The organism is Planctomycetaceae bacterium (assembly GCA_041398825.1).
Taxonomy (GTDB): Bacteria; Planctomycetota; Planctomycetia; order Planctomycetales; family Planctomycetaceae; genus F1-80-MAGs062.
The window spans coordinates 127,382-140,939 of sequence record JAWKTX010000007.1; the positions used below are offsets into that span (position 1 = coordinate 127,382).

The 13,558-nt window shown below is 53.9% G+C and carries 9 protein-coding genes; 5 read left to right on the forward strand and 4 right to left on the reverse strand.

The genetic code is table 11. The features are described 5' to 3' along the window. Positions 1–185: 185 nt before the first annotated feature. The gene (locus R3C20_14090; GenBank protein MEZ6041632.1) at positions 186–1,052 is read left to right on the forward strand and encodes a hypothetical protein; all 867 of its coding nucleotides are present in this window, start codon (positions 186–188) and stop codon (positions 1,050–1,052) included. Positions 1,053–1,187: 135 nt separating this feature from the next. Here R3C20_14090 and R3C20_14095 read toward each other — a convergent pair whose 3' ends face one another. After that, positions 1,188–4,574 (reverse strand): S41 family peptidase, encoded by a 3,387-nt coding sequence (locus R3C20_14095; protein MEZ6041633.1) that lies wholly within the window; start codon positions 4,572–4,574, stop codon positions 1,188–1,190. A gap of 454 nt (positions 4,575–5,028) precedes the next feature. Here R3C20_14095 and R3C20_14100 point away from each other — a divergent pair, with 454 nt between their 5' ends. Together R3C20_14100 and R3C20_14105 are read left to right on the forward strand one after the other, a co-directional pair. Beyond that, positions 5,029–6,351, forward strand: coding sequence for a PQQ-binding-like beta-propeller repeat protein (locus tag R3C20_14100; protein ID MEZ6041634.1), 1,323 nt, complete (start codon positions 5,029–5,031; stop codon positions 6,349–6,351). Positions 6,352–6,380: 29 nt separating this feature from the next. Further along, positions 6,381–7,289, forward strand: a complete 909-nt coding sequence (locus tag R3C20_14105) for a hypothetical protein (protein ID MEZ6041635.1) — start codon at positions 6,381–6,383, stop codon at positions 7,287–7,289. Positions 7,290–7,331: 42 nt separating this feature from the next. On the opposite strand, the gene R3C20_14110 is transcribed toward R3C20_14105, so the two are convergent. Next, on the reverse strand, positions 7,332–8,579 hold the full coding sequence (locus R3C20_14110; protein MEZ6041636.1) for a NupC/NupG family nucleoside CNT transporter: 1,248 nt from the start codon (positions 8,577–8,579) through the stop codon (positions 7,332–7,334). Between the two features lie 344 nt (positions 8,580–8,923). Here R3C20_14110 and R3C20_14115 point away from each other — a divergent pair, with 344 nt between their 5' ends. Continuing rightward, the gene (locus R3C20_14115; protein MEZ6041637.1) at positions 8,924–9,727 is read left to right on the forward strand and encodes a DUF1080 domain-containing protein; all 804 of its coding nucleotides are present in this window, start codon (positions 8,924–8,926) and stop codon (positions 9,725–9,727) included. Then, positions 9,724–10,812, forward strand: coding sequence for a lysylphosphatidylglycerol synthase transmembrane domain-containing protein (locus R3C20_14120; GenBank protein ID MEZ6041638.1), 1,089 nt, complete (start codon positions 9,724–9,726; stop codon positions 10,810–10,812). Before R3C20_14115 ends, R3C20_14120 begins: the two co-directional genes overlap by 4 nt. Before the next feature lie 30 nt (positions 10,813–10,842). Here R3C20_14120 and R3C20_14125 read toward each other — a convergent pair whose 3' ends face one another. Then, complete coding sequence (locus R3C20_14125; protein ID MEZ6041639.1) at positions 10,843–12,726, reverse strand: hypothetical protein; 1,884 nt, start codon at positions 12,724–12,726, stop codon at positions 10,843–10,845. A 22-nt stretch (positions 12,727–12,748) separates the two neighbouring features. Further along, positions 12,749–13,525 carry a hypothetical protein gene (locus tag R3C20_14130; protein MEZ6041640.1) on the reverse strand — a complete coding sequence of 259 codons (777 nt, stop codon included), beginning with the start codon at positions 13,523–13,525 and terminating at the stop codon, positions 12,749–12,751. Between the last annotated feature and the right edge of the window lie 33 nt (positions 13,526–13,558).

Consider the following 13,558-nt stretch of genomic DNA (forward strand, 5'->3'; position numbering starts at 1 on the left):
TACCGGGCTGACCAATAGTTCATCTGCCACAACGAAGTCTGCGAGATCACAAACGACCATCATCCCATGATCCCCTTCAATGGATTGTGTGTCAGAAGGTTGCCGTGAAATGAACAATACCGGTCAACCAACGTGCAGCAGAGGAACAAATCGTGCAGCAGGTCCCCGTTTTCTACTGCCCATCAATGTCTGTTGATTCCGGTGGATACTCTCCTTCAGCATCGAAACCCGAACACGTTGTGGCAGACTGGCTTAAGTCGGAACTTCCAATCCATTTGAAGGACGTTCCCCCGGTCTCGAAGGTCGACCTGAGCGCCGTACACAGTCGCCAATACATCGATGGCATTCTGCAGGGCCAATTAAAGAATGGACACGGCAACGCAATTCGCCGCGTCTCCAGGTCGTGTCTTCTGACGGCAGGCTCATTCGTCGCCGCCGCGGAAGAGGCTGCACACAACGGAAAGGTGGCCTGCTCTCCCACCAGTGGATTTCACCACGCTCGCTATGATTCGGCCAGAGGATTTTGCACATTCAATGGCCTGATGGTCGCGGCAGCCCGTATGTGTCTGCGGAAATGGACGGTCGCAATTATCGATTGCGATGCACACCAGGGTGATGGAACACAAAGCATCATCAACCAGAAAAAGATGCACAACCAGGTCTTTCACTGGACCTATGGTCAGGAGATTAAGGCAGCATTTCAATGGGCGCGATTCGAAAGACAAATTCGCGGATTCATCGATTCCTATCTGAGCCAATCCCGCGAGAGCTCTCGGATCGTGTTCTACCAGGCCGGCGCGGACGCGCACATTGACGATCCTCTGGGTCCTGGTGAACTGGGCATGTATGACCACGAAATGCGAAAGCGAGATCGGCTGATTTTCGAATTATGTCGAAACCACAATCTACCAGTTGTGTGGAATCTGGCCGGGGGATACCAGCGGGATCAATTCGGAGACATACACAAAGTCCTGATGCTCCACAGGGCAACCATGGAAGAATGTGTTCGTTGTTTTATCCAACCGGACACCACACTCGTCAGGACTCCCTGAACCGCCGGGCAACGGTCCACGCGACGTGGCCGCCGGAGTGGTACGAAATCGCTGACTCCATGAAATGTCGAAAGCGGTCACACGTAAGAACACGTATGACCTGCTTCCGAAGTCTTGCCGACAGATCCTTCCGAATCAGTTTTCCAGAGGCATCTCGTCATTGTTTTCCAGTGCGGGAGTTCCGGTAACTTTCATCAGGGTCGGGGACGATTTGCTTTTCGCCTCTTTAATTTCCTGTTGGAGCACCTGAACAGCCCGGCCGAGTTGTCGATCGCGGCCGTTTGGAATCTCATTGGGCATCGGCCAGATCACCACATCCGGTACAGCCCCGTTGAGTTCCATGTCTTCCCCCGTCCACTTCAGGAACCAACCTCGAAATGGCAGACGAAGGAAGCCCATATCCATAATCTGGGCTCCACCAGTACTGATGACGCCACCGGCTGTTGGTACACCGACAAGCTTACCACGTCCCAGCCCTTTGATCGCGTGACTGAAAATCTCAGCGTTGCTGTAGCTGTTTTGGTTACACATTACGACAATCGGCTTGTCCCAGGTCGCGTAGACCATTCTGTCCTGTGGATAACCTGCACCTCCACCGCGCGGAACCGTGACCGCATGTCGTGGCTGAGTCAACGCGGTTAGCAGGTGATCGGTGGTGAAGCCGCCGCCATTATCCCTCACATCGATGATCAAGCCATCTTTCCCGTATCCAACGTCGTAGAGTTCACGTTCGAATTCCAGAAAGCTCGGCCAGTTCATACCCTGAATATGCAGATACCCGATGTTGTCCGCGCGGCGTTCGACTGATTTCCGGTTGTCATCCTGCCATTTCTGATACAACGCGCTTCGTACGCGTGCATAGGTGGTTGGCCGCAGCGCGACTTCGCGTTCGACAGGCTTCTTCCCTTTCGATTTCACTCGCAGGATCAGATCCTGATCAAGTCGACCGGTCAGGACGGTGGTTAAGTCCATTGCCGAATCGACAGAAGTGCCGTTGATGCTCAGAACAATCTCGCCGGGTTCGATTCGACTGTTCTTTTCTTCTGCCGGGCCACCCGGAATCACGTCCTTCACTCGAAGTCCGGGTCCTTTGAATTTCAGATCAAATCGCAATCCCGGATGCACCGTCACGGGACGCCAGTCGTTCTCTGTGCTGGACGCCGATGAACTCGGGTAAAACCCCAGATGTGACCCGTTAAGTTCTCCCAACATCAACTCGACCACATACTTCAGACTTTCTTCATTGGATGACGATTCTGCCGCGTCGACATATTTCCTGCGAATCTGATCCCAGTTGTGATTTCCAAAATTATTGTCATACCAGCGATCACGCATGGTTCTCCAGGCTTCTTCAAACGCCGCCCGGCGGCGAACCGAATGCCGTGTTTCCTGTGCGGCGGAAAATGACCAGGAGGTCGCTGATCCGCTCAAAGGCTGTACACCGGGAGTACCATTGTTGAGCCAAAGAATTCGATTGGGTGATGCCAGCCACGACTTAATACTTCCTGTCGACGACGTCACTTTGCTCGGCGTCATCTTGTCAGGGAACGTAACACTGTAGGTTCCGCTTTCGCCTTTCACGCTGGACGAGAATACAAGAGTCTTTCCATCGGGTGACCATGATAAGCCTCGTTCACTGCTGTCTTCGATCGAAATCTTGTGTAACCGACGGTGAATCTCTTCGAAGTCAATTACGACTTCAGGCAGCTTTCCTGTTTTCTGATCTTCCTTGTCACCATCCTGCTCTGCCTCTTTTTTCGCAGTCGATTCTTTTTCGTCGTTGCTTTCTGTTTTCGGATCGTCTGATTTCTTCGGATCAGCGGATGCTTTCGCCCCCTTTCCTGATCGTGCCTTCCTGAAAGCTTCTGCGGTTTTGCTCAGCTTGCGATCACGCGAATCCAGGTCTTCATCCTCGCGATTCAGCCAAACATAATAGATATCGACTTCATCGTCAGAACGCCGGCCGGTAAAGGCAACGACCTTTCCATCCGGCGACCAAACAGGGTTTCCCTCCACGTCCGGATGACGCGAAATGTTGACAGGCTCCGCTGACTGATCGATGGGAGCGATCCAGATGTCGCTGTTGAAGTCGTTATCCATGGTCGCGTAGACCAGCCAGCGACCATCAGGCGAGAAGTCGTAGCTGGTTTCCGAGAATGAAGGAACCAGTCTCCTGGATTCGCCGGACTTCAGATTGCGAATCCAAAGATCACCACGTTCACGCAGATAGGCCAGATCTTCGCCGTTAGGGCTTAACTTCAGATTGAATTCAACAGCTGCGTCGTTCGTCAGTTGCGTCATCTGAAAGTCAGTATTCTGCCACCAATACTTCTTGGCATCGGACCTTTCGACACGATACAGATCTGACTGACCGTCTTTCCAGCTGCGGAGAATGATCGCAGCCCCGTCATCAACGAAGACAGGATCCGATTCGAATTCCGCGGTCGTAGTTATCTGGACCGGTTCACGGAGTTCGGTTTCCATGACCCACAGATCGCCGCCCGCGATAAAAGCCACTTCCAGACCGTCACTACTGAACGCCGCATCGGTGGCCTCCTTTAATGTGCGACGCAACGTGTCATCAGGTCGATCATCTGCGGACTCAGTCAGTCTGATTCTTTCCGGGGTCTTGTCCTGTCCCGGTCTCCATCGATACAGATCGAACAGATGCCGAAAGACAATCGTCGTTCCATCGGCCGAGATGACAGGCTGGGTGACTAGGTCATCTTCAAGAGAAGTGAGCTGCTTATCCTCTCCACTGTTTAAATCGTGATACCAGAGATTCCTCGCGCCATTTTCTGCACCCTGCGAAGTGCAATAGTAGAATCCGCTGCCGTCCGTTGCCCATGCTGGCGTTCGGCTTCCTGCTTCATGGTTGACAACTTTTCTGAAATTGCCCGATTCGAATTCGTGAAGCCAGATCTGAGCGGCCCGCGCTCCCCGATAGCCCTTCCGCCATTCACGCTCACCTTCGCGGACGAACAGCATCTTCCTGCCGTCGGGGCTAATCCGACCTTCATAACCGTAGTCGTTAAACAGAAGTTTCTCGGCGGATCGCTTGTCCGCATCGATACGGAAGAAACGCTGGCTGCTTCGCCAGAAATGATCGCGATTACCCATCACCAGCAGCTGTGAGCCATCAGGGTACCAATCCTCAAGTGTGAATCCTTCAGAATGGAATGTGAGCTGCTGCGGGCTTCCACCGGTGACCGGCATGACGAAAACCTGATCCGCCCCTGTGCGATCACTGACAAACGCCAACTGTTTGCCGTCGGGTGAATAGCGAGGGCTTCGATCTCCTGCATTATGTACTGTCAGGCGACGAGCCCGGCCTCCGTTTGTTGATGCCTTCCACAAATCCCCACGATGGGTGAAGACCACCTCTTTGCCATCCGGTGAAACAGCAGGATCAGATGCCAGGATGATTTGCTGATCTCCGGCAAACGCACTGGCAACACAGAATAACGGTGCAGCAGCCAAGGCAATGAATGCCATCATAAATACAGAAATTCGGTGCTTCATGAATCCATCTTTCGAGGAACAGTGAATCGAATGTCGTCTGTTCTCGCACAAACAACATCGTGAGCAGCGTCATGCGATAAAGCTGACGAACTCCGTCTGAATCGATTTTTTTGGGGTTAGAGAATCCGAAATGCTGCACAATCCATTAGAACTCACATTCGGATTCGCTCTGCGAACTCATTTCACCTTACGGTCGCCTTCACCGTGCAGTGACCGGGCAAGCTCACAGACCGTTGGCCACGCTGTCTTTTGAACACCACGCCATTGTAGAATTCCGGCCCGTCGCCCCTGCGTCAACGGCTGGCTGCCTCTTCAGCGAGAATTGCGGCCAATCCGCTCAATTTCGCGGAAAACGACGCTCACTCTGGCTTGTCGAGTGTGGCGAAATGTCAACACTCACGAAACCAACCAACAACCGTCTCGTTCACTTCTGAAATTTGCCCGAGGAATCTTCATGCGAACATTCGTTCACAACCTGTTGATCCTGACGATTCTAAACATGAGTCCTTTGGTGGCCACTGCAGACGACTGGCCGCAATGGATGGGCCCCCAGCGTGATAACGTCTGGCGTGAAGGCGGCATCATCCGGAAATTTCCGGAGGGCGGTCCAAAGGTGCTTTGGCGAACACCGATCGCAGGAGGTTACTCCGGTCCGGCTGTCGCCAACGGAATGGTTGTCATCACCGACTACGTTACAAGTGAAAATGTTAAGGTTGATAACTTCCAGAGAAGCGAATTCACCGGAACCGAACGCGTTCATTGCCTCGATGAACAATCCGGCAAAGTGGCCTGGTCTCATGAATATCCGGTCAAGTACACGGTGTCGTATCCCGCAGGGCCGCGTTGCACCCCCTGTATCGAAGACGATCGTGTATACACACTGGGTGCGGAAGGACATCTGTTTTGTTTTGAACTCAAGACAGGAAAGATCATCTGGTCCAAAGACGTTCGTTCCGAATACAAAACCAAAACAGCACTCTGGGGTTACGCTGCACACCCATTGATCGATGGTGACAAGCTTCTGACGCTGGCCGGAGGCGAAGGAACTCACATCGTCGCACTTAACAAGATGACTGGGGACGAGATCTGGCGAAGTTCAACAGCGCCGGAGCAGGGGTACTGTCCACCGACTATCCTGCATGCGGGCGGAGTTCGGCAGCTCGTGTTACTGCGCCCCAACGCAGTCGCCGGGATTGACCCCGAAACAGGGAAAGAATACTGGTCGGTGCCGTACGAAGCGTCGAATGGCTCCATCATTATGTCACCCGTTCTTGTCGGTGAATACCTGTACGCCGCCGGCTACAGCAACAAGAGCCTTTTGCTGAAGATGGATCCGGCGAAACCAGCCGTTGAAGAAGTCTGGCGCGACAAGCGAAATGTAATTTGCCCGGTGAATGTCCAGCCATTCGTTATTGACAACATCGTCTATGGTTTCGACCAGAAAGGTGTTCTGAGAGCATTGGAGATTCCCTCCGGCGAACGACTCTGGGAAACCACGGATGTAATCGGCAAGCGGGCAGCGGGATCCGAAACTGCCTTCCTGGTTCGCCACGACGATCACTTCTGGATGTTCAATGAACTGGGCGAACTGGTAATCGGCCGGATGTCGGCCGATGGTTATACAGAAATCGATCGGGCGAAAGTCATCGAACCTTCGAACTTCGCTTTCGGTCGGGATGTTGTCTGGAGCATGCCAGCTTTCGCAAATCGACACGCCTACATCCGCAATGACAACGAAATTATCTGTGTCGATCTTGCCGAGTCCCCCCGTTCCTGAGCGATCCGGCACTAACGATAGAACTATCCATGCCATTGCATCTGCTGTTTCCGTTGTTTTCCAGTGTTGTGTTTGTGCTCGGCATGATGCTGGTAAAACGCGGGACAACACTGGGCGTAAGTCCATGGACCGGTACATTTCTGGGCAATGCCTGGCTGGCCCTGTTCTGGAGCGTTCCCGCATTTCTGAATGGCACGGTGGCTCCAACAGAAGCCTGGGGGCAGGCCGCCGTTATTGGCGGTCTGTTCGTACTGGGGCAGCTCTTTACCTATCTCGCATTCCAGTTTGGTGACGTCTCCGTCGCCACACCGGTTTTCGGGGTCAAGGTACTGATGGTCGCTCTGCTGGTTTCTGCGCTTGCCGGGGAAGCGGTTCCGGGAAGAGTCTGGATCGCATCCGCTCTGGCCACGGTTGGCGTTATTCTGGTTCAGTCTTCGGGAAGCCGATCACCAAAATCAAACGATTCTGACCATCCGTCGGCAACAAGTCGCTTTGGTCTGACGATCGGGATGGCTCTGCTGGCGGCATTTTGCCTGTCCCTGTTCGATGTCCTGCTGAAGAAGTGGGGAACACAATGGAACAGCCGCGAATTTCTGCCTGTTGCCTTTGCCGTCACCGGAATTTTGTCGTGCGGATTTCTTCCGTGGGTGGATCGCCCAAAGAACATGATGCAGCTGAAGGCCCTTCGATGGATTGTCCCCGGAACCATGTTAATGGCCATGCAGGCGGTCAGCATGTCGTGGTCGTTGTCCACTTATGGCGACGCCACGCGCATCAACATTGTTTATGCACTACGCGGTCTTTGGGGCGTCCTGCTGGCCTGGGGTACAGCGCGGTATTTTGCCGCCAACGAAGCCTTTCTGGCACCCGGCGTTATGTTGCGACGGTTGACAGGTGCCGTGCTGTTAACTGTTGCCGTTGTCGTTGCACTGGTGTAACGGACAGCATTATTTCTTCCGCCCCGCTTTCTTTCGTCCGGTTCAATCCGGCATGACAATGCCAGCAACGCACGCTGTCATCAAACACGCAAGTGTTCCACCAAGCATCGCGCGGAGCCCCAGCTGGGTCAGTTCCGTTCTTCTTTCGGGAACGATGCCACCGATGCCACCAACCTGAATACCGATCGAGGCAAAATTCGAAAAGCCACACAATGCGTACGTGATGATCACGATCGAACGCGGAGTCATCGTCTTTCCGCTGTCGGGGTTCGCAATCCATTCAGAAAGATTCTGATACGCCACGAATTCGTTCGAGACCATCTTCAGCCCAAGAAGTTCGCCGGCAGCCTGACAATCGCTCCATTCAATTCCAATCAGCCAGGCAAACGGAGAAAACAGGACCCCGCAAAGGCGAGACAATGTCCATGGGGCTGCGTCTGCAAAACCCAGCAACTGGCTCAACCAGATCGACGTATGTTCCATCCCGAAGTCAATCATCCTGATCAACCCAAGAAAGGCAATCAGCATGGCTCCGACGTTCAGCGCCAGCTTCAAACCATCAGACGCCCCCACGCTCACAGCTTCGATCAGATTAGCGGTCTGACGCGGAAGTTCATGCTTTGTGACTCCCAGTGTTTCCGGCGTACCTGTTTCAGGCTGCATCACTTTAGCAAGCACCAGCGCCGCGGGGGCAGAAATGACAGATGCGGTCATCAGATGAGCGGCATTGATTTTCATTCCGACATAGGCCGCCATGACTCCGCCCGCGACTGTAGAGAATCCCCCAACCATCACCGCCATCATTTCAGAACGCGTCATGCCAGGCAGATACGGACGAATGACCAATGGCGCTTCAGTCTGGCCGACAAAAATATTGGCCGCCGCAGAAAGACTTTCCGCCCCGGAAGTACCCAGCGTTTTCTGCATGATCACGCCCAAAATCCGAACAACAAACTGCATCACACCAAGATGATAGAGAACACTCATCAGGGCAGAGAAAAAGATGATCGTTGGCAGAACTTTGAAAGCAAAATAGTGTTCGCCAAAATTGTCCCCGAAAACAAACTGGCTCCCCACATCCACAAAATCCAGTAGCCCCGTGAAAAACGCTCCGAGATATTCAAACAGTGCCTGTCCGGTTCTTGTGCGAAGGATCAGCAGCGCAAAACTGACCTGCAAAAACAATCCGCCCGCCACAACGCGAAAAGGAAACCGACTGCGATCCGAACTCATCAGCCATGCAAGGCCAATCATGACAAGCAGACCGAACGCCGCGATGACCTGATGCATAACAGAACCGTTTGTGCTGAGGATTTTAGAGAGCAGAGATTTCACAACGAGAGATTTGACACGGCCATACGGCGAAGTGACGGCCATTGCGAGACATAACAGCCAACATTCTTGACAGCGTTGACCCATCCGACAACCTACTCGCTTCAATCGGCTATCGAAACAGCAGACTCGAGAACCCTCGACAAAACGAACAGCGTCCAGTCTTCGGAGCCCCAGGCTGTTTTTCACTTCGCCAGCGGCCTGATCATGATAGGATGGCAGGGCGTGCATGTTGTCATGCAAGACTTTAACATCCCGGTCACCGTCACATCACAAATACTCAACACAGGAGTTGCTTGTTCATGCCATATCTCAGCCGCGCCGTCGAATCCATGCCGCGTTTGCCCGGTTCATCTCCGGGTATAAGCCGATTCTGTCGAACGAACGCCTGCCTGGCCTTTGCTGTGACTGCATTGTTCGCTCAATCACCGGTACTGGCTCAGTCAAAACCTCCTGGCCCACCGATTCAGGAGAAAACCCTGACAGCAGAACCAACTGACCTGGTGGCTCCGAAGGATGAAAAGCCGGCTGCCGGGAAGGATGATGGCTGGAAAATGCTGTTCAACGGCAAAGACCTGACAGACTGGAAGGTGACGAATTTTGGGGGCGAGGGAGATGTTTTCGTCGAAGATGGTGCCTTGGTCATTACTCAGGGAGCGGAATTGTCCGGCGCGCATACGGAGCAGAAAATCCCGAAAATCAACTACGAAATTCAGTACGAAGCTCAGCGCTCTGCCGGAAGCGATTTCTTTGCCGGACTGACCTTCCCCGTGGCAGATGCCTCATGCTCTTTGATCCTGGGAGGCTGGGGCGGCGGAGTTTGCGGGTTATCCAGTCTCGACGGAATGGATGCTTCAGAAAACGAAACAACATCCTATCGTGAATTCGAAAAGGGCAAGTGGTACAAGATCCGCCTGATTGTCACCGATAAGCGCATTGATGCGTGGGTCGATGACGATCACATGGTCGAAGTGGAAACCGAAGGGCGACGCATTTCCGTTCGGTTCGAAATGGAACGATCAAAGCCACTTGGGTTTGCGACATGGCAGACCACTGGTCGCATTCGCAATGCCAGAATCCGGTCTCTGCCTGCTGAGTCGAAATGAAACGACTGTTCTTCCTGATCTTTGGTATTGGTGTTTCGGTCGCCTGCTTTGCAGCGTCACTGAGAGGGACCAACATCGATGAATTACAGACCGGGTTTGCCCAGGCGAATTACCTGACTTTGCCTGCCATGCTCGGTCTTCTCTTCGCTTTCTACTGGATGAAGACACAGCGTTGGGTCTGGCTGTTGTCTCCCGTGCGGCAGTTGACCGTCCGCGAACTTTTCCCCCCCATGCTGATCGGCTTCGCTGCAAATAATCTCCTGCCGGCCCACCTTGGCGAATTCGTTCGTGTGTTCATCGTTCGCCGTCGCTATGGAATTCCGGCCAGCACTGTTCTTTCAACCGTTGTGCTGGAACGAATCTTTGATGTCCTCGCCATCCTTGCATGGTTCTCAATTGGTCTGATGTATTCGGCGGATTTGCCGGAAGAATACCGCAAGGCAGCGCTGTTTTTCGGCGCAGCCTCTGCCGCAGTGGTTGTCTGCGTCGCCGTTTATCTCATCTGGACGGACTCGTTTCTGAATCTGCTGCGGGCCGTATGTCGCAAAGTGCCTTTTATTCCCCACAGTCTTTCCGACAAGATCGTCGGTATGCTTGCCAGTGGTGCTGAAGGGTTGTCCTCCCTTCGCAGCGGGAAAATGGTGCTGATGATCACCGTCAGTTCCCTGGTGCAGTGGTTGTTCAATGGAATGATCGCATGGGTTGCCCTGCGTGCATTCGGAATCCCCGTTACATTTGCAACGGGAATGATTGTGACGGGCGTCACCGCGATGGGCGTCACAATTCCATCAACGCCAGGCTACTTTGGCGTCATCCAGATCTGCTTTAAGGTTGCTATGGGTGCTCAGGCGGTTAAGCCGGATCCATCGCTCGTGCTGGGTGCATCCCTTTACTACCACGTCAGCATGTATATTCCTGTCACGACTCTTGGAATGTACTTCCTGCATCAGTCCGGCCTGAATCTGAAGGATCTGAGCAAAGCCGCAGTCGATTCTGAACCGCAGGCACCTGCCGAAAAAGAGACGAACCCGACAATTCTGCTGCAACCGGGTCGTTCTGATCCAGCCGGTCCCGATCCGACGTAGACACTTCATGTCTGGATGCTGTGACTCTCGTCAATCAAAAAGACCGTGCAGCCACCACTGATTTGTCACCAGATCCCGATAAATCCAGAACAAAGACCCGACCGTAGTCCGAACCCGGTAGTAATCGCGCTGGATCGCATCGTCGTGCCACCATGCCGTTTGCAGACGTTCGGGGCCAATAATTTGTTCGATCCGATACGATTGTCCCTGCCACTGAATTCCTTCCATCATCAGGGCAGCACTCGTTCGCTGCGGAAGCAGAAACGGCGCTGACAGAAGTCGTACCGGGCGAAGTGGAGTCGTCACTGCAGACGTTCTGCCGTCCCCCTCAGCCGGCGTCGCCAGTTGATGAACGACGTCCTCGCGGTTGAGCGACAAAGTAGCCCCCTGAAGGTCAGGAACAGCAGGCGTCAGTCGAACCGAATACTCTGGCCTGACATCATCGGCCTGGCGTGCCACCAGCACAGCATCCGCCCCCAGGCGACCATTCAGCCGGGAAATCAGCGTTGCCAGTTCATCTGATGGGACAACATGCTGTGTCTCGTCAAATAAATCCTTTTGGCGGGCTGTCGGAAGTGGGCACGTCGTCGCAAGCAGATGGATTTTTTCGACCGACAGCGACAGCTTCATGGCTTCCAGTCGAAGCGACAACACATCCATCAGCAGGTCTGCTGCCTGAGTTGGTTTGACCGTTTCGACAATCAGAGTCCGCATTTCTTTTTTTGGCAGTGTCGACGCATTCTCAATCGACTGAGTCCTGAGCGAAACATCGGTGCTGGATGCACCTTCAGTCAGACAATGCAATTCGCCTGTTAACCGAATACAGCCAACATGATGACTGACGAATTGTTCGGCCATTTGAGCGACCAGATGATTCAAAACCTGAAGAATCTCATCGTGTTGAGAGGCGGGAAACTCAGAGCTCCATTCTGCCTCGATGGGGCTGCTTTCGGGAATAGGAACGATCAGTTCGTCATCCAGACCAGCCAACTGCTGCACTCGCCGAACACCGTCTATACTCAGTCGCGATGGCAGGTCTTCTCGCGGTAAATCCAACAATTGCCGAATGGTCAGCAACCCCAGTTGTGACAGCACATCAATGTCCGAAGGAAGCAGCCGCGCCGCGTGAACTGGCAGTCGCCCCATTGAATCTGAATGCTGCCCGGGTGGCATAATCAGAATAGGAAGGTTCAGTGTCTGATCCCGACCTGCCGGGGTACTGACCGATCGAATATGACCTCGACCAGAGCTTGGGGCCATCCGAACGTCGCCATCATAATGAGCAAATGCCCACGCCGCCGCAATACTGTCAGTAACTGCGACACGACATCGATAGCCATTCGACTGCATGGTCCTGAGAAGCTGTTCTGCCAGAGCCGATTCGCCGCCAAACAAGGGCCCACATCCGGTAATCTCCAGAATCAGACAATCCGGTGCAGGCATTTGATCAAGCCCTGTGACCGGAGAGAACCGACGAGTCAGTTCGGCCAGAGAAATCAAACCGGCACGATCTTCCAGAGGTTGCCATTCACGGAACTGGATTTCTGGCGGAGTTTTGACTTCCCGTTGACTTCTGCTGCGACCTGCGCTTTGGTGACTGCGTTGATTGAGCAAAGGAACGGCCATGCTTCGAGCTTCGGCCAGGGGCATTCCCGGCCGAACACCTCGCTGCCATGCCTGGTCGCAGACAGCGATTACAGCAGGCCCGTTGCGTGCTGCCGGAAACAGAGTTCGAATCCATTTCAGATCCGTCAGCTCCAGTTCCTTTGCCCCGCCTTTCACGGATTTTCCGCGACCAGAGGTCTGCCTGAGCGAATGCGTCCTTTCTGAACGTCCGGCTGCGTCGCGAGTTCCGGACGGTCTGGCTTCATGAGAAGCACTGGCAGCTGCAACCCCCGATTGTGTAACCGGCATTGGCGAATGGATAGCCAGGGGTTCAGGATTTGAGAGACCTTTGGCCGTCTGTGATCCGGGTGACGCGGCTGTCAGCAGAAGTTGTTGCTGAAGACGCTGGATCGGCCAGTTCGGGAATCGTAAACAAAGCACCCGTTTCATCATCAATCTTCAGCAGCACACTTTGCTGACGTTGCAAAACAGACTGACGCGACTTCAAAACACGAATGGAAATCGCTTTGCCAACATCATGGCAGGGTAACGTGACTCGTGAAACGTGCAAACGCAGATCCGCCCACGACGATTGCATCAGCACCGAAGACGGACGCATCAGAAATATGGTGACGCCGCTTCGTTCGACGGCCAGTTGAAGACGCCGCAACGCCGTCGATGAAACTCGATCCAGCCAGCAAAGAATGGCCCGCACTCCCACCGACCTTGCCGTTTGTTCAAGTGCCCAAAGCATTTCCTGTTGTGGCGGTCGAATCAGCAGAAGGCGACTCAGGGGAATTCCGGCACTGCCGGCAGCCAGTGGATAAAAGTCTCGTCGGCTGTCAATCACCGCCAGACATCCGGGCTTTTTTAACTGTGGCCGCAGACAATTCAGGGCGACGGTGGTGGCCGCGGATCCAGGCTGATCACTCACCCATTCCACCAGAGAAGCTGTCGGAAATCCACCATCCGGCAGAAGCTGGTTCAGCGCAGAATAGTCGGACGCCACGACATCCTGAGTGATGCCCACCGTGAATGACTTATTCAACTGCCGCCGCAAATCATGCAGCGTATCTGACTGAGCAGACGCGGACCTTGCAGCGTTCACAGTCCCTGACCCCCTTCTCCGACCATCATCGGC